The sequence below is a fragment of the Clostridium sp. BJN0001 genome, assembly GCF_022869825.1.
GTDB lineage: Bacteria > Bacillota > Clostridia > Clostridiales > Clostridiaceae > Clostridium.
Genome location: NZ_CP094971.1, coordinates 2,372,627 through 2,394,662, shown reverse-complemented (window position 1 = coordinate 2,394,662; position 22,036 = coordinate 2,372,627). Strand labels below are relative to the sequence as shown.

Below are 22,036 nucleotides of genomic sequence, written 5' to 3'. Positions count from 1 at the left end.
GTAAATGGGGAGATGAATGAAGGTGAACTGGCACAAGATATAGGGTGCTCTTAAAGTCTTTATCAATGCAATTAAAATGTTTAAAGCGGTGCAATTTTGTGAAATCCACACAAGAAGAAAAGAATATTTAGTACTATATTGCAGACGAAAGAATAAAGTCCTTATTCAACTTGGGTAATCTATAGCAGAAGAAAACACAGCAAGGAAATGCACTTGCGAAATATTAGAAAATGAAAAAATAAAATCAAAGGAGGTCAGCGAAAAATAATGGAAGAAAAAAGTCTTAATAAGTCTTGTTGTGAAGAACATTCAAATTCTAACAGTAGCGTAGGAAAAAGCAATTTATGCCCTGTATGCGGTGAGGGAGGTAATGCTGTAAAAAAAGTTACAGTAAAACATTTGATACTTAACGAATTAGTCGAACAAGTTGAGGATAGTGATTATTTTTTATGTATGAGTAAGGAATGTGATATTACTTACTATAACACAGAATCTAACATTAAATTTAATAAACAGCAAGTAAAAGTACCAATATGGTTTAAAAATGATGCAAATCCTAAATATGCATGTTATTGTAGTGAAGTTACAGAAGAAGAAGTAATAAATGCGGTAGTAAAACATGGAGCTATCAGTATGAAAGAGGTTTTAGAGATTACTGGAGCAATGAGTAACTCACAATGTCAAAAGAAAAATCCGCTAGGGAAATGCTGTCATCAAATAATCCAAGATGCGATAGATAAAGGATTAATTATGAAATGATTATTGTTTTGAGTATTGCGATAGTGAAAAAATAGGTTATACCATTAGCATAAAATGAGCATATATTTTATACTATCAATAACATGAAAAAACTTCAATAGCACTGAGATGAAAAACTCTTGGTGCTTTTGTTTTATATAAATTTTAAACTAAATAAAGAAACCCAAAGAGGCGAAGTCTTCGGTCAACTTATGACCGATAGGCTTCGCCTCTTTTTTATTTCAAAAACTAATAGAAAGAAAGGACTGAGAACAATGTCAAGATATTTTATGTATGGTACATCACTAGGAGGGATAGAGCAGCTGATGATGCTGGCACCTAATTTTCCTCAAAGAAGAAGTGGTATAGTCATTAATAATCATTTTAATTGTAAGGGAGGTATTAAGATTTGTAATGGCTGTATAGCCAAGGTTAAAAGCAGATGTAACACTAATGATTGTTTTTGTTTTAAAGAAAAACTAGAGGCAGATGAAATTGAATATACGGATCTGATAAGAGATTGCTTTGGAAGAATAAAAAATTATGCTCTAAAAAACAGATTGAAATTACTTAACAATAGATTTACAGGTGAATTATTTGTAAATCACAATCATAAAGAAAGATTTTATTATGCACATTATAAGCAAGATATTGAAATATGGGAAAGGACACCAAGCCACCTTGCAGTAATATTTCTTCTAACTGCTAATGAAGTACTATGGGATATCTCGGAGAATGCAGTTTGCCTAAATGGATTTGATTTTTCACAGATACATCTTAGACAAATTAGTACAGAAGGCTATGCCCTTTACCAAACAGCAAAAACCATATGGTCAGGAAAAGAATATATAAGAATCAGTGAGATAGCAGATAAAGAACTTATCGATGATACTGCATTTAAGATAATAATCAATGCATCATTAATAGCAAAGTATGGTGCAGATGTATTTTCAATTAAAAAATAGGATGGAGGACAGATATGCTAATTAGATTAAAAAGAATCGACAGAAAAGAAGATGAGTCAATTATGTTTAATTTTCCTTATGAGGAAAATGAAATATCCAATGTATATAATCAACTAGAGATTGAAGTTTCAGCTGCTCCCATATAGAATAGCATTTTATATGATGTTAAAAAATTTAAATATCTTCAAAATAAATAAAGAGCAAGCATTATTTGCATGACTAAATTTTAGTCAAAGTATTTAATGCTTGCCTTTTTTAGTATATTATTATTTTATATTATTCTTAGAAAGGAAAAAAGCAGAGCAACACCACCGACCAAAGTTTTGTTGCTCTGCTAACCATAAATTCTATGATAACTAATATTTATGATACAAAAATCATATCTAATTTAGATTCAAAAATCAAGTCATTAACGCAAAAATCCTATGATAAATTTATTAAAGACATAGATTTTCACAAACTTACTTGTTCCTGCGGAAGGTCCGGGTAGCTTGTAAAGCATGGTTACTACAAGAGAACTGTTAAAAACAGTGATGGCAAGATATCTATAACAATTCTTAGAGCAAAGTGTACATGTTGCAATAAAACTCATGCTATATTTCCAGAGTGTATTGTACCTTATTCTCAAATTCTTTTATGTGATCATATTTCAATTATTAATGCTTATAATTCCAAAGCTTCTTTTGAACCCATTATGATAGCTAATGAATTTATCGATGAAAGCAATATTTTTTATATAATAAAACAATATCTAGAGCATTGGAAGGAACGTATTACTTCATTTAAAATTTCATTAGATTTAAGTATTTCAAAGCAATGTTTAAAAAACTTTAAAAGACAATTTATGCAAATTAAATGCATCAATAATATTTTATTTTCGTAAAACCACATAACTTAGTTTTACTGTTAATTTATGTAGATATAAGCTTATATTGTAATAAAACAAAGGAGGCTTTTTCAAAATATGGACGAAAAAACTAGAAAAGAAATAGCACTTTTCAGGTACGGAATCTTGGCTCCTCTGATAAGTGGTACTTATGATGAAAATAAAAGTGTTAAACAATTTTTCCGAGATGCCGCAGGCAAAGTATATCAGACTCCAGATGGTGAAGATACTAAGGTAGCTGCTGCTACTCTTGAACGTTGGTATTACAATTACAAGAATAAGGGCTTTGAGGCACTCATACCTGTAAAACGATGCGACACTGGAAGAACACGTAAATTAGATTCTGATATTACAGAACAGATTAAATATTTAAAACAAGAATATCCAAGAATCCCAGCAACACTTATCTATCAAAAGCTTATTAACAATGGAACTATTGTTAAAGGAGATATTTCACTTTCAACAATTAATAGGTATGTTAATGTTCTTAAGCTTGAGAATAAATATTCTAAAAATAAAGATATGAAAAGATATGAGCGTGCTCATATAAATGAAGTATGGTGTGGTGACAGCAGCGTTGGACCTTATTTGAAGGTAGATGGTAAAAAGAAACGCGTTTACATAATAGCACTTATTGATGATGCTTCAAGATACATAACAGGAATAGATGTATTTTTTAATGATAATTTTGTAAATCTTATGTCTGTTTTAAAATCTGCTGTTACACGATTCGGGAAACCTAAAATCTTAAACTTTGATAATGGTGCTTCATATAAGAACAAGCAAATGGAACTTTTAGCAGCTAGAATAGGTACAACTATTAGTTATTGTGCACCCTATACCCCACAATCAAAAGCTAAAATTGAAAGGTGGTTTCGTACATTAAAAGATCAATGGATGTCCCAGCTTAATATGAATGATTTTAATAATTTAGATGAACTTAGGATAAGCCTTATTTCATATGTTAATAGCTATAATCAGCATATACATTCTTCTCTAGATGGACTATCTCCACAGGACAGGTTTTTCAAGGAATCTCACATGATTAAAAGGCTTACAGATGAACAAATTGAAACTTCCTTTTTACTTGAATATGAAAGAAGAGTATCAGCCGATAACGTAGTTATGATAGATGAAACAGAATATGAAGTTGATTATAGATACTCAAAACAAAGAATAACCCTAAGATATTCACCTGATTTAAGCAAAATTTATGTAGTTGATAAAAACACTTCTGAACTTACAGAAATAAAGCTTTTAAATAAGCATGATAATTCTGTTATAAAAAGGGAAAAAATAAAACTTACTGGAGGTCAAGAATAATGGATTATATAAGTAGATATGGAATGGATTTTAATCCGTTTATAAAAAATTCTAAGGAAATAGTAGTAGAAACTTCTGACTATAAAGAAGTTATTTGTAGACTTAATTATTTACTTAATAATAAAGGTTTCGGAATCCTGACCGGAGGTCCAGGGCGAGGTAAAACTACAATAATAAGAAACTGGTCTAATAGCCTTAATTCATCACTTTATAAAGTTATTTATAGTTCCCTTTCTACACTTACTGTTGCAGAATTTTATAAAAATATGGCTGCCCAGCTTGGACTAGAGCCAATGTGCAGAAAAATTGATAATTTCAAAATTATCCAAAATGAAATAACTAGATATTCAGTTGAAAAACGTATAACTCCTGTAATAATTATTGATGAAGCTAATTATGTAAGTAATGGAATACTTAATGATTTAAAAATGCTTTTTAATTTTGACATGGATTCAAGAGATCGTGCAATAGTACTTCTTGTGGGGCTTCCTCAGTTAAATAATACCATGAGGCTAGTTGCTAATGAGCCTTTAAGACAACGTATAACAATGAATTATAATTTAGATAATCTCACAAAATCAGAAACTAAAGACTATATATTAGCAAAGCTTACTGGTGCTAAATGTAATACTGATATTTTTGATGATACCGCTCTTGAAGCAATTGCTAACGCTTCGAACGGAGTTCCTAGAATTGTTAATAAAATCTGTGATTCTAGCCTTATGATAGGCAATACAAAAAATATGAATACAATTGATAGTGACATAATAATGCTTGCTGTTAATGAAACTGAACTTGGATAAAAGTAAAATCTGCAAATATCAATAAGGTATTTGTGGATTTTTTTGTAATATTCAGAATATTTATCATCATAAACCGTAACGAAGTAGCCTCATTTTCATTGAAGATTTTGAAGAATATATTCATTTTTAGCATCAAATAAAGTTATGATATTAGCATCAAATAATTTGACGTTCAATAAGTATGATGAACAGATAGTCCGCAAGCTGATAGAAAAAATTACTGTTTATGATGAAAAAGTCACTGTTGCCTTTAAATCTGGGATGGAGATTGATGTGGAGATATAGGGTGAGCCAAATAAACAAATCACCCTATATTAAAATTTTAGGGATAATATTAAGCATAACTGATGAATTTATAGCAACTCTATCGAATACACTCGTGCTGAGCATTTAAATACAATAGTAAATAAACGGATGATTGAATTACTATTTTGGATTATATATTAAAATATATTTTTATAAGAATTAAAGCTACGATATGAAATCGTAGCTTTAATTCTTACTTTAGATTGGATTAGCAGATTTTTATCAGTTTATCTTTTATAAAAGCTAATAGCTTTAACAGGACAATTATCAATTGCTTTATTAAGTTTTATATCATCAAGAATGAAATCGTATTTTTTAACTTGTGCTTTTTTATTACTTATTTCAAAAAGTTCTGGATAGTTCTTTACACATAGAGAACAACCCATGCAAGCATTTCGATTTATTATTACCCCTTCTTGTTCAGGTGTGGACTCGCTTGGTATATCTTCATCTTTAACAATTTTCGAAGTTATCCATGAGAAAATAACAATGGCAATAACAGTGAGAATCCAACGAACAACCATAAATTCAATTCCTAGAAATTTTATTTCATTTAGAAGCATAGGGATTTTTATAACCGCCCAAGAACTGAGTATTATGACAATATTTTTTATTGATGCTCCTTTTTTATGCAACATAATACAGACTGGAAAAGCAGCATAAATAGGTCCGGCAGATATTCCTCCAAGAAGGAATGATAGAATAGTGCCTTTAAATTTTGATTGCCTACCAAGATATTTCATTATTGTTTCTTTTGGCACCCATACATCAAGCAAGGCTGTTAAAACAAAAATAACCGGCATAATCATAAGCATTTCTTTTAAATAGTACCCACTGTTGCCTACCGCAGTCATACCAGTTTCAGGTTTAAGAATAAATATTAATACGTATGCAATAATAATTATTGCTGTAAATAAATTTTCTTTAAGTATCTTTGTAATCTTTATCATATTATCACCCCCATAACAAGTGCTATAACTATAGCAAATACAAAGCTAAGTCCATTTCTGACAACTGTAAATTTCATTCCGAATTCTTTTTTTTCAAGTGGAAATGTAACCACTCCAACCATAGTTAATGTTGTTAAAAAAGCAATAGAAGGGACAACCCCAACACCTGCACCAATAAGTGTTCCAACAAGAGGAAATGCAATAAAAGCAGGAATAAGAGTAATTGTCCCAAACAGTGCAGATACGATGGTAGCAATTAAAACATTTTGATTCTCAACATATCCTGCAATTTGTTCAGGTGGAAGTAGTGCCAAAACAAGACCTATTAGTAAAATAATTGACAATATACTGAGAATCATACTTTTGCCCATGCCAAAAGCCATTCTAAGTGCGTTTTTTGTTTTTTCTCTGTTTTTTGTCAAAGAAAAAATAAGAAAAATAATTGTTCCTATCCAGATTGCTATAGTGAATATATCCATTTTAAATCCCCCTTGTTATTTAATAATCCGATTATAAGTGATTTTTATATGAGATAATAGACACCAATGTTTCTTTTTGATATAATATGAGTAGTCACGGAAACTAATTTAGTAATTGTGATTATTTATACAAGTAGTATTTTTAAATAAAAACTTTAGTTTTTATTTAAAAATAGGCATAGCAAACAAACCTACAAATGTAAGTTTAAAAAAATATTCAATTTGATTGAAAGTCTATTTTAATAAATTTAAGATAGAAAATCCAAAGGCTTTAATTCTAGCGTCAAGATGAATATTGATGCTAGCAATCATAGTCATGAAAGAATAACGCTTTTTACCACGTATTTTTAAAGAATGAATTTTATAGTCATTAAGAATACGATTGTTGATTCTTTCGGAACAGGTTCTGGTTTTATAAATTTCTTTATATTGTTTTGAACCACGAGGGATTTTTGTAAATAAACGTAAATCCCATGATGGTTTAGTATATATTACTCGGCCATATGCCGAAGGCGAGCATTGGTCAGTACAAGAACATGATTTAATTTTTTTACATGCTAAAGGACAGCGCCATTTAACTCTTGAACGGCTTTTTTCAAAGCCATTATAAATCATTTCATGGCCGCCTATGCATATTGGAACACCCTTTTCATTAATTGATAAGGATGTAGGATATTTTGAATTTCCTTTATTTTTGGAATTCAAATCAATGAAGGGATTAATGTTCCATTTGGAGCATAATTCATATGTAGGATAGTTATCATTGGCTGAGTCAAGCACATAATTTGATATTTTGAACTGCGGTAACAGTTCTCTAAATTCAGCCAATGCAACTACTCCAGTTATACTATCATGTCTACTTGCTTCTACAAAGCGTAGATATACTGGTAAATATATTTTATATTCAGGGTTATAAGTAGATAGCGCATAAAGAGTATAACCGTAAAACCAACGGTTTTCATGACTATCCCAGCCCCAATTAGCATCAACATCAGAAAGTTTACGGGCACATTTACAATCGTAAATACCATTTTCACGACAGTTACAAACTTTTGAACCATAATAAGATGAATGACAATGAACACATGTGCCATCACCAGCGAGTGTAAGATTCTGTTGTTTTATTAGATTAAGATCAAATGATGGTTTAACAGCAACAAGAGAAAATATGTGTTGAAGCAATTTTTCAGCTCTAAGTGAAAATGAATGGTCTGTTTCAAAAAAATCGCATATTTTTTTCACAGATCCAGATTTTTTATTAGGAAGCTTCTTATTTTGTCCTGGTGATTTTACTTTAGATGGTTTTTTCTTGTAAGGTCGTACAATTTTAAGCCTTTTTCTATCAGATGCTAAGTCAGACATCCAAAGTCTAGATATAAAATCATAATGAGCACCAAGTGATGGTGTTTTACCGGCGGTGCAACCGATGCATATTGCAAGGAATTCATCACAATTTAATTTTTTTACCCAATTTGTAATACTAGTTTCTTTCAGAAAAAGCATTAATGAAAAGGAACGAAATATTTCAGGTTGAAGGGCGGCAGGCCAATGTCGTCAACTTAGTAGATTAAGCTATGCAAAAATAAATTGAAAGAAATCATTTTTGATGTCTATTTTAATTTATCTTAAAAAATGGTACACTAAATAAATCCACTGGATAAAGTGAATTTTAAATATGTATTTATTTATATTTAATATTAAAAACAGGATTTAATATTATGATGGTGCTTTTTTCTTGGATGTTTGTTTTTGCGCTCACAAGATCGGTTGCAACGTATTTGTGAGCGTATTTTTATAGCTTTTTCAAGTATTAATTCTAACAGCTTATTTCTTAATCTAGATTTAACTAATAAAGCTATAATTCGTTTGAATACCTGTCCCAAAATAAAATTCCTATTTGATTGATATATTGAATTTAAATCTTTATCCTTATTATCATTTGATATCGCAGCATCGGCATCTTTTTTTATAAGAGCTGCAATCATCGATAAATAAATAGAAACGTAAAAATCTTGCTTTATGGCAATTGGCTTAGTACCTGAAAATTCTTCGATTTTAAGACTGCATTTTAATTCTTTATATTTAGATTCAACGCCCCATCTTAAGAAATAGAGTTCTTTGAATTTTAAAGGCGTAATAGTATCATCATAGATGTTAGTCACTAAAGTTTCTGTCACCTCATCTGACAGCTTAACTTTTACTACTCTTATTTTTTTTATTTCACCTTTAACTTTATATTTTAAAATAAAGTCAGGGGAATCTATTGATTGTGCAAGTTTAAAAGATGTTGATACTCGCATTAAAAATAGTAATTCCTTGGAATTTAAATAATCAAACATATCATATGAAGGATAGCCTCTATCAAAAATAACAATGCTTTTTCGAGGACAGAATTTATCTCCTATTGACTCTATATGTTGTTTTGCAATATGTCTTTCACTTGTCTTATATTTAGTAATTCTAGAATCTACAATAATGTCATTTAATACATCATATAAGGCTGACGCCGTCGCAATAGCAGTTCTTGTCTTATTTTGATTACTGCTTAATCCAAAATATTCACCACATTCTTTTGTATCTGGCACTTGTAGACTAGTTCCATCTACAGCTAGAATATTAAAACCATTCCAAGTGTTTAAATTTTTATTTATACTATAAAATTTATCAACAAAAAGTCTGCATAATTCATTAAAGGCTTCTGGTGATATATTTTGTCTTGCCTTAGAAAATGCTTGTTTTGTTATTGACGGAAATTTTAAACATTTATGATCTTCAATAAAATTATCAATTTCAGAAGAGATGGATTTTCGCAATGCGGAGCAAATAAAATGAACCGTATTTGAAAAGGATAGTTTTCTATTCCTTGAGAATGAGTTACCTAAGCTGTATGCTTCTTTGTACTCACTTGAAGTAATTAAATCGTTTGTTTCTTTTAAAATTAAAGATAATAATCTAGTATTTTTCATAATGTAAAACCTCGCTATAAATTTATTTCTCTATAGCGAGGCTGCAAAATTTTCCACTATTGTCAAGTGTTTTTTTTATTAAATTATCATTTTCTCTTAAGTTGACGACATTGGGCGGCAGGCCTGCCCGTGTTAGAATAATAAGGCTTCAATATTTCTCCAAGTATATCTAAATCTAAACAATATAGTTTAGAAATAGATGATTCTAATTCTAAAACTCTTTTATAAAAAGTTTGATTAGATGATGAGAAATTTGAAATAATAAATTGCTGATATTCAGCATGAGATGTCCAATTTTTAAGCATAATATAATCCTCCAAAAAAGTATGTTTTTAGGAGGATGCCGCAAATTTCTATACATTTGTCAAGGCTTTTATGCAAAAAAGTTGGGGGAATTAAGAAAAAAATAAATTAAGACAAGAGAGTATTCATGGGCAACTAAGAGTTTCCGTGAGAACTCAATATAAAAAAGGGGGCATAGTATGAAAGATATTGACATTATAAAATGTGTTCCGATTTTGAAACCTGTTACTGATATTGAATTACTCGTTTCTCAAGGTCAAATCAAAATTAAAAAGTATGCAAAAGGGGAAACCTTATATAATCAAGGCTGTTTATGTAACTCTCTCGATATTGTCGTTACGGGCAGTCTTACAGCTTATTCTCTTACCGAGAGTGGTTCTTCAACAATAATGTTTGAATTTAAAAAGGATAGTATTATTGGTGCAAATCTGTTATTTGCCACTAATAATATCTACCCTCTTAACATATATTGTTCATCTGAATGTAGTCTTATTCATATAGAAAAAACAGCTGTAGAAATATTACTTCACAATTATGATTTTGTAATGTCATATGTAAGATCATTATCGCAAAATTCTCTTGGACTTAATCACAAAATTGCTATGTTTTCACGAAAAACACTTCGCCAGAATATTTATGAGTATTTATTACAACAATCAATCGCTCAACATTCGCAAACAGTGTATTTGCCTTTTAGTAAAAAAGAATTTGCCGATTATCTCGGAGTACAGCGTCCTTCGCTTTTTAGAGAAATTAAAAAAATGCAACTTGACGGCATTATCAGCATTGATAACCGAAAAATAACAATATTAAAGCATATATAAAATCATCTTAATCTTTAAGCACAAACTTATAAAGAGAATATTGATTATAGCAAAAAATAATAATATTTGTTGCATTTGCAACATATTTTTGCAAAGGTTAACAGTATAATAAATGTATATTGATTTGTAGTATTAAATTCTAAATATATTGAAATAATAATTGGGTTGGAGGTGTTAAATATTGATTGAACAAATATTTGAACTGGCTAGAGGCAATGAAAAAGCTGTTGAGAAAGTTGTATTTGACGAAAATGTACATTATCTTCACATGATTTTCAATAAAGATGAAGGGCTTCCTGAACATTTTTCTAATTCAAACGTTTATATGACAGTTATTAGAGGAAAGCTTTCAATAGGACTTAATGATCAGGATATCCATGAGTATGAGGCAGGTACTTTATTAAAAATACCGTTTCAAACGAAGATGAATGTGAAAAATATGCATCATGAAACATTGGAGCTTATTGTTGTAAAAGCACCAGCTCCCAAAATGTAAAAATATGAAAGGGTGAATGAGATGAAAGCAGAAATTGATAGAGAAGGTTGTATTTCCTGTGGGCTTTGTGTGTCTATGTGTCCAGAAGTATTTCGTATGGGTGATGATGGTCCGGCTGAAGTTTATGTTGATCCTATACCATCAGATGCAGAGAATTCAGCATTAGAAGCAAGAGACGGTTGCCCTGTATCTGTAATAACAATTGAATATCAATGTAATAGTTAATATGTATTGCCTCATCATAAAATTCATTGATGGGGTTATATTTATAATGAGAGTAAATAATATTTAGATGTATTAGAGATATACAGGCTTTAAAAGCAATTCAGAAAATTTTATGTAAAAAAGGATTATTATCCTAATAAAAACTGAACTCCGCAGCATTTTTGCGGAGTTTTGATATTTTATAATATATTTTATTCATTCTGGAAATAATATAACTATCCCAAAATACTAGGAGGTTTATTATGGAAAATTCAATGTTCTGTTATCAATGTGAGCAAACATTAGGTGCTAAAGGCTGTGTAAAATCAGGTGTATGTGGTAAAAATCCTACGGTTGCTAATTTACAAGATGTACTTATCCATGAATTGAAAGGTATTGGTTTTTATGGTCAAAAAAATTTGGAGAAAGGGTTAAAAATTAGGAGTGAAATCAATAAGTTTGTGGTAGATACTATGTTTTCTACTCTTACTAATGTTAATTTTGATCCGACTAGATTTGTAGAGTATATTAAAAAAGCCGAAGAAATAAAAGAAGAACTTAAAAATGCAGTTGGTGAAATTGAAAATGTACCTAAAGCGGCAAATTACAGAGCACCAAACACTATGGAAGAAATGGTGGCAGATGCTAAGAATATAGGGATTATGTCTGATGAAAAATTAGATATGGATATACGTTCTTTAAGAGAATTGTTAATATACGCATTTAAAGGAATGGCTGCATATGCGCATCATGCTTATATACTCGGCAAATTTGAGGATGAAGTCAATAATTTCTTTTACAAAGGCTTAGCGGGTACGATTGATGAGAGTTTAACGGTTGAAGATTTATTTAATTTAAACATGGAACTTGGTAAAACCAACTTTAAATGTATGGAAGTATTAGATTCTGCTGTTACTAGTCCTTTTGGTGATCCTGAGCCAACAGAAGTATTAATTACAAAGAAAAAAGGTCCATTTATTATAGTTTCAGGACATGATTACAAGGATTTAAAGGAACTTTTAGAACAAACAGAAGGTAAAGGCATTAATATTTATACTCACTGTGAAATGCTTCCTGCAAATGCATATCCAGAATTGAAAAAGCATAAGAATTTAATTGGTAACTTTGGAGGTGCATGGCAGAAACAGCAAGAGGAGTTTGACGGAATTCCTGGATGTATACTAATGACTACTAACTGTATACAAAAACCAAGAGACAGCTATAAAGATAGATTATTTACAACAAGTATAGTTGGGATGCCTGAATGTCCACATATTGAAGAAGTTAATGGTAAAAAAAATTTTACTTCTATTATTCAAAAAGCATTAGAATTAGGTGGATGGCAAGAAGATGAGCCTGAAAAGAGAATTACCATTGGCTTTGCCCATAATGCTATTTTAAGTCATGCTAATGAAATCGTAGAGGCGGTTAAAGGCGGCAAAATTAAACACTTCTTTTTGATAGGAGGGTGTGACGGAGCAAAACCAGGTAGAAATTACTATACAGAATTTGCAGAAAAAACTCCAAAGGATACTATTATTTTAACTTTAGCCTGTGGTAAATACCGTTTTAATAAACTTGATTTAGGAACAGTAGCAGGTTTCCCAAGAGTGCTTGATTGTGGTCAATGTAGTGATTCATATTCAGCTATTAAGGTTGCTCTTACACTCGCAGAAGCGTTTAACTGTGGAGTAAATGAGTTACCACTTTCATTAGTTCTTTCTTGGTATGAACAAAAAGCAGTGGGTATACTTCTTACGTTATTATCTTTAGGGATTAAAGATATTCGTCTTGGACCAACACTACCTGCATTTATTACACCAAATATATTACAAGTATTAGTTGACAAATTTGGTTTAAAACCTATTTCAACACCTGAAGAAGATTTAAAAGCAATTTTAGGTCAATAATATTAATTAATATTATGGTTTGAAGTTGTCGTATAAAGGGAAATAATAACAATAAATTACTAGTTGACTAGGGAGTTTTAAAAAATCATTAGTCTTATTTTATAGGCTAATGATTTTCTGAGGCTTTTTTGATTCTGTGTTTATATTATATGCTAAATTGATTCGACAGCCCATATTTTTAAAAAATTTGTAGATTAGTTCAGTTATGTTGCTTTTGCAACATACTTATGCAAAATTTAGCAGTATAATAAATATGAATAGATTTGTAATTCTAATTTCTAAAAATTTTAATAATAAAAGGAGGATTTAAAATGAGTATGTTTTGTTATCAATGTCAAGAAACAGCAAAAAACACAGGTTGTACAGTGAAAGGTGTTTGCGGAAAGAATGAAGAGGTTGCAAAGCTTCAGGACCTTCTGATATACACACTTAAAGGCATTTCAGATATTGTTGTAAAAGGAAAGGTTGATATTAATAATCTGGATAAGACTAATTATGAAGTTTTAAGCAGCTTATTTATGACTATTACCAACGCAAATTTTGACGACAGTCATATTGAAAATCAAATTAAGAAAATGATAGTGCTAAGAGATGAACTGAAAAATACTGTCAAAGTCAAAGATTTGCACGATGCATCAATATTCACGGTGGATTCAAGAGAAACTATGATTGAAAAAGCAACATCCGTGGGTGTGCTTTCAACAGAGAATGAAGACATTCGTTCCTTGCGTGAAATGATTATTTATGGACTTAAGGGTATGGCGGCTTATGGCGAACACGCAAAGAATATTGGCAAAGAGGATTTAGATATTAATGCTTTTATTTACGAAGCATTGGCGGCAACACTAGACGATTCTCTTACAGCTGATGACCTTGTTGCATTAACACTCAAGACCGGAGAATACGGTGTTAAGGTAATGGCTTTGTTGGATGAGGCACATACAACGAGATTTGGAAATCCAGAGATTACCGAGGTAAATATCGGGGTAAGAAAAAATCCTGCCATTCTTATTTCGGGTCATGATTTAACTGATCTTGAGCAGCTTCTTGAGCAAACTAAGGGCACAGGCGTTGACGTATATACTCATAGTGAGATGCTTCCTGCACATTATTACCCTGCTTTCAAGAAATATGACAACTTTGCAGGAAATTACGGAAACGCATGGTGGAAACAGCTTGACGAATTCGTATCCTTCCGTGGCCCTATTCTTTTTACAACGAACTGTATTGTTCCGCCTAGAAGCGAAGAAGTAAGGGGCAGAATTTTTACTACTGGAGCTACCGGTTATCCTGGCTGCACACATATTGAAGCCGATGAAAATGGAAAAAAAGACTTTTCACAAATCATAGCACTTGCTAAGACACTGCCTTCGCCAGAAGAAATTGAGACGGGAAGCATTGTAGGCGGCTTTGCTCACAATCAGGTGATTGCACTTGCGGACAAAGTTGTTGAGGCTGTTAAATCTGGTGCAATTAAGAAGTTCTTTGTTATGGCAGGGTGCGATGGAAGAATGAAGTCAAGAGAGTATTATACAGAATTTGCTGAAAAGCTTCCAAAGGATACTATAATACTTACTGCGGGTTGTGCTAAATATCGTTATAACAAATTGAATTTAGGTGACATTGGCGGAATTCCAAGAGTACTTGATGCAGGTCAGTGTAATGACTCTTATTCACTAGCAGTTATAGCACTAAAACTTAAGGAAGTTTTCGGTCTGGACGATATCAATAAGTTACCAATTGCCTTTAATATAGCTTGGTATGAACAGAAAGCAGTTATTGTTCTTTTGGCATTACTGTATCTAGGTGTGAAAAACATACATCTAGGACCAACACTACCTGGCTTTTTGTCTCCTAATGTGGCAAAGGTTTTGGTTGAGAAATTCGGTATTGCAGGTATTGGTACAGTTGAGGATGATATTAAGTTATTCATGTCATAAAATTAATAAATAAACAATATATAACTCCTGACAATTGATAGCCTTTGTCAGGAGTTGTTTTATAAACGGAGGGATACAGCATGGATAAAAAATCTGTTTTAATAAATGAAATGATTAAATATTATGCAAGTGATGTGAAAAGAATTAATCATTTTATGAAAGTATATAGCTTCGCAAAAACAATTGGAGAGATGGAGAAGGTAGATTGCTTAAACCAAGAAGTTTTAGAAATTGCAGCAATTGTTCATGATATTGGAATTAAATTAAGTGAGCAGAAATATAATTCGAGTTCAGGAAAGTATCAACAAATTGAAGGACCTGCTTTAGCAAAGGAATTACTTGAAAAGCTTGATTTTGAAGACACTATAATTTCAAGAGTGTGTTTTATTGTAGGACATCATCATACATATACAGCTATTGATGGCATAGATTTTCAAATTCTTGTTGAAGCAGATTTTTTAATCAATATATATGAAGATGAAATTTCGCAGGAAGCAATTTGTAAAATAAGAGACAATTATTATAAAACGGATGCAGGGATAAACTTTTTGAAACAAATGTATTTATCATAGTCTAAACTAAGAATTAAGAATACTTTTTGATATAGAAAAAATAAGAACACCCGCAAGATTTAGTGTCCTAGACTTTGCGGGTGTAAAGATATATAGTTTATGAATTATGCTTCAAGAATTTTGCCATCAGTTGAAATTGTTATGACTTGCCAAGGAATGAGTTTTCCACTGTTTTGAAGGGCTGTCTTAACAGCATTTTCAATACCACCACAGCATGGAACTTCCATTCTTACTACTGTCAAAGATTTTATATTATTCATTTTTAGTATGGCAGTGAACTTTTCGCTGTAATCACCTTCATCCAGCTTTGGACAGCCTATAAGGGTTATTTTGTTTTTCATAAATTCATTGTGAAAATTGCCATATGCATATGCTGTACAGTCGGCTGCAATTAGTAGGTGAGCATTATTAAAGTAAGGTGCGTTTGGTGGAGCAAGTTTAATTTGTACTGGCCACTGGTTCAATTGGGTTTGTATTGTTGCAGATGTTTCTGCCTTGGTTTCACTAATAACATTACGCTTGAACGTTTTTGATTGAGTACCAGGACAACCACAAGCCAAATTTTGAGGTTGCTTATTTTCCATATTCATCTTTACCGCCGCCTCATCATATGCTACTGCTTCTCTTTCTTCAAAACTGATTGCATTGGTTGGGCAAGCCGGTAAACAGTCACCAAGTCCGTCACAATAATCATCACGAAGAAGCTTTGCTTTTCCGTTTACCATACCAATGGCTCCTTCGTGACAGGCTGTAACACATAATCCGCAACCATTACATTTATCTTCATCTATTTTTATTATTTTTCTAATCATTTTGAAGTCCTCCTTGTTTTTTATAGTATTAGTATAGTATAATGAACATAAGATGTCTGTTGCATTTGCAACATAAGAGGTGAGCTATGAAGAAATATCTTAAGCAACTACAAAATAATGAATTGTTCAATAATTTTAATTTGAATGATTTGGAAAGTATTTTAAATTGTCTATCTGCAAAGGTTAATTATTATAAAAAAAAGGATTTGATAATACAACAAGGTACGCATATTCACTATGTTGGAATAGTTTTGTCAGGTGGCATTCAAATAATAAAAGAAGATATCGAAGGTAATATCAATATTCTTTCTCATTTAGGTATTAATGATATTTTTGCAGAAGCATTTGCATATGCTGATATTTATGAATGTCCTATTACAGTGCAAGCCACTGAGAATTGCGAAATAATGTTTATTGATTGTAAACGAATCATCAAAACGTGTAATAATGCCTGTGTTTTTCATTGGAATCTGATGGAAAATATGCTTTTTATGATTGCAAGAAAAAATATAAGGCTGAATCAAAAAATGGAGATATTATCAAAACGTACTACAAGAGAAAAGTTATTAGCATTTTTCAATACACAAGTTCAAATGAATCATTCAAAAAAATTTTTAATACCTTATAACCGAGAAGGACTTGCATTTTATCTTTGTGTAGATAGAAGTGCACTGTCACGTGAGCTATCTAATATGCGAGATGAAGGATTGTTAAAATTCAATAAGAATGAATTTGAAATTCTTTAAAATAAATTAGTTACTATTTTTTAAAAGATTATATTAAGGAGGAATTTTTTATGGAGGTTGGATTAATTAGATGTATGCAAACAGAGGATATGTGTCCTGGAACAACAGATTTTAAAGTCATTAAAGAAAAAAAGTGTGCATTCGAAGGAGTAGAAGGAGATATTGAGATTATAGGGTTTAATACTTGCGGAGGATGCCCTGGCAAAAAAGCAGTAACAAGAGCTGCAGAAATGGTTAAAAGAGGTGCTGATACAATAGTTTTGTGCTCTTGTATTACGAAAGGGAATCCCATTGGTTTTGCCTGTCCACACGCTAAGGAAATGAAAGAAGCAATTATTAAAAAACTAGGCGATAGTGTAACTATTATAGATTATACGCACTAGATACAGTTTAGTCATATTAAGAAAAGATAATGGAGGTGTGTTATTGCTACATAACCGTTCAATAATTTGCTGCATTGACAATAACACAGCTTTCAATGAAATTATTACTTAATATTCCACCTATCCCCACAACCTTTCGGTTGTCAACGATATGTCTTAGGAAGTTGTATGATTTTTAACATAATATGGTAAAAATAAGGGTGAAACTCGGTCGAAGTTATTATAATATGTTACCTAAACGAAAGTAGGTTGAGTTGACATTATAAAAGTCCTCTCGAGCCATGTGGAGACGTGCGTCCTTTTGTCCCAACAAATGTAATTAAATAACAATTCCCCCGTTTCTCCCCGAAAACCAGCCCAAACCCCATAAACCCTGAACAAAACCAAAAACCCAATGGAGAATAAAGCCTGGAAACCCAAAAGGGAGAAGCAAAAACAGAATAAACCAAGCAAAATAGAGAGCTAATGAGAAAATCCCTAGCTCTTTTTTCATGCTTCGAAGTAGCAAATAGATAAGAAAATAATAGGAAATACTCAATCAATAGAAATGCCAGGAACCTAGGAATAAAGCCATTCGGAGCGATAGCTAGTTAGTCCTATTATAATAATGAAAAAGTTCTGTTCAATCTTTAATGGAAAAGACACTAAATCTTAAACAGATAAGAAGTATCAGATACTACTTATCTGTTCAAACTTTATGGGGATAAATGAAGAAGAAAACAGGACTAAGACCAGTAATAATGAGAGATACAAGGATAAATACAAGGAATATATGAAGAAGCTCTTATGACACTAAACCTTGAACAAAACCTCATAAACCTTGAATTATTGATGCTTCGCTATCCGACCTGAAAGGGGAATTATTGCAAGAAATGAAGGAAAAATAAAAAGACTGTAAACCTAGATAAATACATGCTTTAGAGGTGATTTGATAACAGGATGAAAACAGGGAAATATGAAGAATTTCTATGGGAAATAAATTGGAAATTTAAAAGGGGCAAAATGTTCAAGGTTTAAGGGAAATTACACTAAACCTTGAACGCATAAGTGGTATTTGATACCATCATTTTTGGTCAAAAATAGTGTTCAAGGTTTATGGGTATAAAAATTGAAATGTAGGAATGGTGGGAGATTGGAGGGGGTGAAAGTGTTCAGGGTTTATGGGGGGAGTACAACAAATGTAACTAAATAACAATTCCCCCGTTTCTCCCCGAAACCCAGCACATCTCCCATAAACCCTGAACAAAACCAAAAACCCAATGGAGAACAAAGTATTGAACGTCAAATTATTTGATGCTAATATCATAACTTTATTTGATGCTAAAAATGAATATATTCTTCAAAATCTTCAATGAAAATGAGGCTACTTCGTTACGGTTTATGATGATAAATATTCTGAATATTACAAAAAAATCCACAAATACCTTATTGATATTTGCAGATTTTACTTTTATCCAAGTTCAGTTTCATTAACAGCAAGCATTATTATGTCACTATCAATTGTATTCATATTTTTTGTATTGCCTATCATAAGGCTAGAATCACAGATTTTATTAACAATTCTAGGAACTCCGTTCGAAGCGTTAGCAATTGCTTCAAGAGCGGTATCATCAAAAATATCAGTATTACATTTAGCACCAGTAAGCTTTGCTAATATATAGTCTTTAGTTTCTGATTTTGTGAGATTATCTAAATTATAATTCATTGTTATACGTTGTCTTAAAGGCTCATTAGCAACTAGCCTCATGGTATTATTTAACTGAGGAAGCCCCACAAGAAGTACTATTGCACGATCTCTTGAATCCATGTCAAAATTAAAAAGCATTTTTAAATCATTAAGTATTCCATTACTTACATAATTAGCTTCATCAATAATTATTACAGGAGTTATACGTTTTTCAACTGAATATCTAGTTATTTCATTTTGGATAATTTTGAAATTATCAATTTTTCTGCACCTTGGCTCTAGTCCAAGCTGGGCAGCCATATTTTTATAAAATTCTGCAACAGTAAGTGTAGAAAGGGAACTATAAATAACTTTATAAAGTGATGAATTAAGGCTATTAGACCAGTTTCTTATTATTGTAGTTTTACCTCGCCCTGGACCTCCGGTCAGGATTCCGAAACCTTTATTATTAAGTAAATAATTAAGTCTACAAATAACTTCTTTATAGTCAGAAGTTTCTACTACTATTTCCTTAGAATTTTTTATAAACGGATTAAAATCCATTCCATATCTACTTATATAATCCATTATTCTTGACCTCCAGTAAGTTTTATTTTTTCCCTTTTTATAACAGAATTATCATGCTTATTTAAAAGCTTTATTTCTGTAAGTTCAGAAGTGTTTTTATCAACTACATAAATTTTGCTTAAATCAGGTGAATATCTTAGGGTTATTCTTTGTTTTGAGTATCTATAATCAACTTCATATTCTGTTTCATCTATCATAACTACGTTATCGGCTGATACTCTTCTTTCATATTCAAGTAAAAAGGAAGTTTCAATTTGTTCATCTGTAAGCCTTTTAATCATGTGAGATTCCTTGAAAAACCTGTCCTGTGGAGATAGTCCATCTAGAGAAGAATGTATATGCTGATTATAGCTATTAACATATGAAATAAGGCTTATCCTAAGTTCATCTAAATTATTAAAATCATTCATATTAAGCTGGGACATCCATTGATCTTTTAATGTACGAAACCACCTTTCAATTTTAGCTTTTGATTGTGGGGTATAGGGTGCACAATAACTAATAGTTGTACCTATTCTAGCTGCTAAAAGTTCCATTTGCTTGTTCTTATATGAAGCACCATTATCAAAGTTTAAGATTTTAGGTTTCCCGAATCGTGTAACAGCAGATTTTAAAACAGACATAAGATTTACAAAATTATCATTAAAAAATACATCTATTCCTGTTATGTATCTTGAAGCATCATCAATAAGTGCTATTATGTAAACGCGTTTCTTTTTACCATCTACCTTCAAATAAGGTCCAACGCTGCTGTCACCACACCATACTTCATTTATATGAGCACGCTCATATCTTTTCATATCTTTATTTTTAGAATATTTATTCTCAAGCTTAAGAACATTAACATACCTATTAATTGTTGAAAGTGAAATATCTCCTTTAACAATAGTTCCATTGTTAATAAGCTTTTGATAGATAAGTGTTGCTGGGATTCTTGGATATTCTTGTTTTAAATATTTAATCTGTTCTGTAATATCAGAATCTAATTTACGTGTTCTTCCAGTGTCGCATCGTTTTACAGGTATGAGTGCCTCAAAGCCCTTATTCTTGTAATTGTAATACCAACGTTCAAGAGTAGCAGCAGCTACCTTAGTATCTTCACCATCTGGAGTCTGATATACTTTGCCTGCGGCATCTCGGAAAAATTGTTTAACACTTTTATTTTCATCATAAGTACCACTTATCAGAGGAGCCAAGATTCCGTACCTGAAAAGTGCTATTTCTTTTCTAGTTTTTTCGTCCATATTTTGAAAAAGCCTCCTTTGTTTTATTACAATATAAGCTTATATCTACATAAATTAACAGTAAAACTAAGTTATGTGGTTTTACGAAAATAAAATATTATTGATGCATTTAATTTGCATAAATTGTCTTTTAAAGTTTTTTAAACATTGCTTTGAAATACTTAAATCTAATGAAATTTTAAATGAAGTAATACGTTCCTTCCAATGCTCTAGATATTGTTTTATTATATAAAAAATATTGCTTTCATCGATAAATTCATTAGCTATCATAATGGGTTCAAAAGAAGCTTTGGAATTATAAGCATTAATAATTGAAATATGATCACATAAAAGAATTTGAGAATAAGGTACAATACACTCTGGAAATATAGCATGAGTTTTATTGCAACATGTACACTTTGCTCTAAGAATTGTTATAGATATCTTGCCATCACTGTTTTTAACAGTTCTCTTGTAATAACCATGCTTTACAAGCTGCCCGGACCTTCCGCAGGAACAAGTAAGTTTGTGAAAATCTATGTCTTTAATAAATTTATCATAGGATTTTTGCGTTAATGACTTGATTTTTGAATCTAAATTAGATATGATTTTTGTATCATAAATATTAGTTATCATAGAATTTATGGTTAGCAGAGCAACAAAACTTTGGTCGGTGGTGTTGCTCTGCTTTTTTCCTTTCTAAGAATAATATAAAATAATAATATACTAAAAAAGGCAAGCATTAAATACTTTGACTAAAATTTAGTCATGCAAATAATGCTTGCTCTTTATTTATTTTGAAGATATTTAAATTTTTTAACATCATATAAAATGCTATTCTATAGTATGGAGCTTTTTTCTATAAGTAAAACTATTAATGTTAATAGTGATATTAAGAATATACCTCCTTGAAATAGCAAAATAGGAAATGTTCAAAGAAGTCCAATGTGTTA

General features: G+C 31.1%; 23 protein-coding genes. 13 read left to right on the top strand and 10 right to left on the bottom strand.

What is annotated here, in order from left to right:
* The first annotated feature begins 267 nt into the window (after positions 1-267).
* From MTX53_RS11635 to MTX53_RS11620, 5 genes are all read left to right on the top strand, one after another.
* Positions 268-759, top strand: a complete 492-nt coding sequence (locus MTX53_RS11635) for a Csac_0668 family 2Fe-2S cluster-binding (seleno)protein (RefSeq protein WP_244833938.1) — start codon at positions 268-270, stop codon at positions 757-759.
* 254 nt (positions 760-1,013) lie between these two features.
* Positions 1,014-1,703: a hypothetical protein gene (locus MTX53_RS11630; RefSeq protein ID WP_244833937.1), complete on the top strand. Its 690-nt coding sequence runs from the start codon at positions 1,014-1,016 to the stop codon at positions 1,701-1,703.
* A gap of 14 nt (positions 1,704-1,717) precedes the next feature.
* Entirely contained in the window at positions 1,718-1,849 is a 132-nt protein-coding gene (locus MTX53_RS13100) for a hypothetical protein (protein WP_280527247.1), read from the top strand.
* Between the two features lie 818 nt (positions 1,850-2,667).
* Entirely contained in the window at positions 2,668-3,912 is a 1,245-nt protein-coding gene (locus MTX53_RS11625) for a DDE-type integrase/transposase/recombinase (RefSeq protein ID WP_244833926.1), read from the top strand.
* Positions 3,912-4,715 carry an AAA family ATPase gene (locus MTX53_RS11620; protein WP_244833337.1) on the top strand — a complete coding sequence of 268 codons (804 nt, stop codon included), beginning with the start codon at positions 3,912-3,914 and terminating at the stop codon, positions 4,713-4,715. The genes MTX53_RS11625 and MTX53_RS11620 overlap by 1 nt, the downstream gene beginning before the upstream one ends.
* Positions 4,716-5,248: 533 nt before the next feature.
* Here MTX53_RS11620 and MTX53_RS11615 read toward each other — a convergent pair.
* From MTX53_RS11615 to MTX53_RS11595, 5 genes are all read right to left on the bottom strand, one after another.
* The gene (locus MTX53_RS11615; RefSeq protein WP_156212870.1) at positions 5,249-5,971 is read right to left on the bottom strand and encodes a permease; all 723 of its coding nucleotides are present in this window, start codon (positions 5,969-5,971) and stop codon (positions 5,249-5,251) included.
* The gene (locus MTX53_RS11610) at positions 5,968-6,450 is read right to left on the bottom strand and encodes a permease (RefSeq protein ID WP_244833936.1); all 483 of its coding nucleotides are present in this window, start codon (positions 6,448-6,450) and stop codon (positions 5,968-5,970) included. Before MTX53_RS11610 ends, MTX53_RS11615 begins: the two co-directional genes overlap by 4 nt.
* Positions 6,451-6,684: 234 nt before the next feature.
* Positions 6,685-7,953, bottom strand: a complete 1,269-nt coding sequence (locus tag MTX53_RS11605) for a transposase (protein ID WP_244833935.1) — start codon at positions 7,951-7,953, stop codon at positions 6,685-6,687.
* Positions 7,954-8,147: 194 nt separating this feature from the next.
* Positions 8,148-9,416, bottom strand: coding sequence for an IS4 family transposase (locus MTX53_RS11600; RefSeq protein WP_244833863.1), 1,269 nt, complete (start codon positions 9,414-9,416; stop codon positions 8,148-8,150).
* An 86-nt stretch (positions 9,417-9,502) separates the two neighbouring features.
* A complete protein-coding gene (locus MTX53_RS11595) occupies positions 9,503-9,721 on the bottom strand; it encodes a hypothetical protein (RefSeq protein ID WP_244833934.1) in 219 nt (72 codons plus the stop codon).
* Between the two features lie 177 nt (positions 9,722-9,898).
* Here MTX53_RS11595 and MTX53_RS11590 point away from each other — a divergent pair, with 177 nt between their 5' ends.
* From MTX53_RS11590 to MTX53_RS11565, 6 genes are all read left to right on the top strand, one after another.
* A complete protein-coding gene (locus tag MTX53_RS11590) occupies positions 9,899-10,543 on the top strand; it encodes a Crp/Fnr family transcriptional regulator (protein WP_106008137.1) in 645 nt (214 codons plus the stop codon).
* A 181-nt stretch (positions 10,544-10,724) separates the two neighbouring features.
* A complete protein-coding gene (locus MTX53_RS11585; protein ID WP_106008136.1) occupies positions 10,725-11,039 on the top strand; it encodes a cupin domain-containing protein in 315 nt (104 codons plus the stop codon).
* Positions 11,040-11,060: 21 nt separating this feature from the next.
* Entirely contained in the window at positions 11,061-11,264 is a 204-nt protein-coding gene (locus MTX53_RS11580; protein WP_244833933.1) for a ferredoxin, read from the top strand.
* 242 nt (positions 11,265-11,506) lie between these two features.
* Complete coding sequence (gene hcp / locus MTX53_RS11575) at positions 11,507-13,153, top strand: hydroxylamine reductase (protein WP_244833932.1); 1,647 nt, start codon at positions 11,507-11,509, stop codon at positions 13,151-13,153.
* A 311-nt stretch (positions 13,154-13,464) separates the two neighbouring features.
* Positions 13,465-15,093 carry a hydroxylamine reductase gene (hcp, locus tag MTX53_RS11570; protein ID WP_244833931.1) on the top strand — a complete coding sequence of 543 codons (1,629 nt, stop codon included), beginning with the start codon at positions 13,465-13,467 and terminating at the stop codon, positions 15,091-15,093.
* Between the two features lie 80 nt (positions 15,094-15,173).
* A complete protein-coding gene (locus tag MTX53_RS11565) occupies positions 15,174-15,665 on the top strand; it encodes an HD domain-containing protein (protein ID WP_106008132.1) in 492 nt (163 codons plus the stop codon).
* A gap of 104 nt (positions 15,666-15,769) precedes the next feature.
* On the opposite strand, the gene MTX53_RS11560 is transcribed toward MTX53_RS11565, so the two are convergent.
* Entirely contained in the window at positions 15,770-16,477 is a 708-nt protein-coding gene (locus tag MTX53_RS11560) for a 4Fe-4S binding protein (protein ID WP_244833930.1), read from the bottom strand.
* Positions 16,478-16,563: 86 nt separating this feature from the next.
* Between MTX53_RS11560 and MTX53_RS11555 the strand changes: the two genes are divergently transcribed.
* On the top strand, positions 16,564-17,223 hold the full coding sequence (locus MTX53_RS11555; protein ID WP_244833929.1) for a Crp/Fnr family transcriptional regulator: 660 nt from the start codon (positions 16,564-16,566) through the stop codon (positions 17,221-17,223).
* A 50-nt stretch (positions 17,224-17,273) separates the two neighbouring features.
* Positions 17,274-17,606: a CGGC domain-containing protein gene (locus MTX53_RS11550; RefSeq protein WP_244833928.1), complete on the top strand. Its 333-nt coding sequence runs from the start codon at positions 17,274-17,276 to the stop codon at positions 17,604-17,606.
* 1,450 nt (positions 17,607-19,056) lie between these two features.
* Here the strand turns inward: MTX53_RS11550 and MTX53_RS11545 are convergent.
* The 4 genes from MTX53_RS11545 to MTX53_RS13110 all read right to left on the bottom strand — a co-directional run bounded on the left by MTX53_RS11545 (position 19,057) and on the right by MTX53_RS13110 (position 22,003).
* Positions 19,057-19,860: an AAA family ATPase gene (locus MTX53_RS11545; protein WP_244833927.1), complete on the bottom strand. Its 804-nt coding sequence runs from the start codon at positions 19,858-19,860 to the stop codon at positions 19,057-19,059.
* Complete coding sequence (locus tag MTX53_RS11540; RefSeq protein ID WP_244833926.1) at positions 19,860-21,104, bottom strand: DDE-type integrase/transposase/recombinase; 1,245 nt, start codon at positions 21,102-21,104, stop codon at positions 19,860-19,862. Before MTX53_RS11540 ends, MTX53_RS11545 begins: the two co-directional genes overlap by 1 nt.
* A gap of 81 nt (positions 21,105-21,185) precedes the next feature.
* Positions 21,186-21,719, bottom strand: coding sequence for a DUF6431 domain-containing protein (locus MTX53_RS11535; protein WP_244833335.1), 534 nt, complete (start codon positions 21,717-21,719; stop codon positions 21,186-21,188).
* A 203-nt stretch (positions 21,720-21,922) separates the two neighbouring features.
* The gene (locus MTX53_RS13110) at positions 21,923-22,003 is read right to left on the bottom strand and encodes a putative holin-like toxin (protein WP_348521816.1); all 81 of its coding nucleotides are present in this window, start codon (positions 22,001-22,003) and stop codon (positions 21,923-21,925) included.
* Between the last annotated feature and the right edge of the window lie 33 nt (positions 22,004-22,036).

What these genes read in the sequence shown, in the direction of transcription:
- MTX53_RS11595 (WP_244833934.1), bottom strand. Translation starts at nt 9,721, where the DNA reads ATGCTTAAAAATTGGACATCTCATGCTGAATATCAGCAATTTATTATT.
- MTX53_RS11590 (WP_106008137.1), top strand. Translation starts at nt 9,899, where the DNA reads ATGAAAGATATTGACATTATAAAATGTGTTCCGATTTTGAAACCTGTT.
- MTX53_RS11630 (WP_244833937.1), top strand. Translation starts at nt 1,014, where the DNA reads ATGTCAAGATATTTTATGTATGGTACATCACTAGGAGGGATAGAGCAG.
- MTX53_RS11560 (WP_244833930.1), bottom strand. Translation starts at nt 16,477, where the DNA reads ATGATTAGAAAAATAATAAAAATAGATGAAGATAAATGTAATGGTTGC.
- MTX53_RS11615 (WP_156212870.1), bottom strand. Translation starts at nt 5,971, where the DNA reads ATGATAAAGATTACAAAGATACTTAAAGAAAATTTATTTACAGCAATA.
- hcp (WP_244833931.1), top strand. Translation starts at nt 13,465, where the DNA reads ATGAGTATGTTTTGTTATCAATGTCAAGAAACAGCAAAAAACACAGGT.
- MTX53_RS11545 (WP_244833927.1), bottom strand. Translation starts at nt 19,860, where the DNA reads ATGGATTATATAAGTAGATATGGAATGGATTTTAATCCGTTTATAAAA.
- MTX53_RS11620 (WP_244833337.1), top strand. Translation starts at nt 3,912, where the DNA reads ATGGATTATATAAGTAGATATGGAATGGATTTTAATCCGTTTATAAAA.
- MTX53_RS13100 (WP_280527247.1), top strand. Translation starts at nt 1,718, where the DNA reads ATGCTAATTAGATTAAAAAGAATCGACAGAAAAGAAGATGAGTCAATT.
- MTX53_RS11635 (WP_244833938.1), top strand. Translation starts at nt 268, where the DNA reads ATGGAAGAAAAAAGTCTTAATAAGTCTTGTTGTGAAGAACATTCAAAT.
- MTX53_RS11625 (WP_244833926.1), top strand. Translation starts at nt 2,668, where the DNA reads ATGGACGAAAAAACTAGAAAAGAAATAGCACTTTTCAGGTACGGAATC.
- MTX53_RS11605 (WP_244833935.1), bottom strand. Translation starts at nt 7,953, where the DNA reads ATGCTTTTTCTGAAAGAAACTAGTATTACAAATTGGGTAAAAAAATTA.
- MTX53_RS11600 (WP_244833863.1), bottom strand. Translation starts at nt 9,416, where the DNA reads ATGAAAAATACTAGATTATTATCTTTAATTTTAAAAGAAACAAACGAT.
- MTX53_RS11540 (WP_244833926.1), bottom strand. Translation starts at nt 21,104, where the DNA reads ATGGACGAAAAAACTAGAAAAGAAATAGCACTTTTCAGGTACGGAATC.
- MTX53_RS11610 (WP_244833936.1), bottom strand. Translation starts at nt 6,450, where the DNA reads ATGGATATATTCACTATAGCAATCTGGATAGGAACAATTATTTTTCTT.
- MTX53_RS11580 (WP_244833933.1), top strand. Translation starts at nt 11,061, where the DNA reads ATGAAAGCAGAAATTGATAGAGAAGGTTGTATTTCCTGTGGGCTTTGT.
- MTX53_RS11565 (WP_106008132.1), top strand. Translation starts at nt 15,174, where the DNA reads ATGGATAAAAAATCTGTTTTAATAAATGAAATGATTAAATATTATGCA.
- MTX53_RS11535 (WP_244833335.1), bottom strand. Translation starts at nt 21,719, where the DNA reads ATGATAACTAATATTTATGATACAAAAATCATATCTAATTTAGATTCA.
- MTX53_RS11555 (WP_244833929.1), top strand. Translation starts at nt 16,564, where the DNA reads ATGAAGAAATATCTTAAGCAACTACAAAATAATGAATTGTTCAATAAT.
- hcp (WP_244833932.1), top strand. Translation starts at nt 11,507, where the DNA reads ATGGAAAATTCAATGTTCTGTTATCAATGTGAGCAAACATTAGGTGCT.
- MTX53_RS11550 (WP_244833928.1), top strand. Translation starts at nt 17,274, where the DNA reads ATGGAGGTTGGATTAATTAGATGTATGCAAACAGAGGATATGTGTCCT.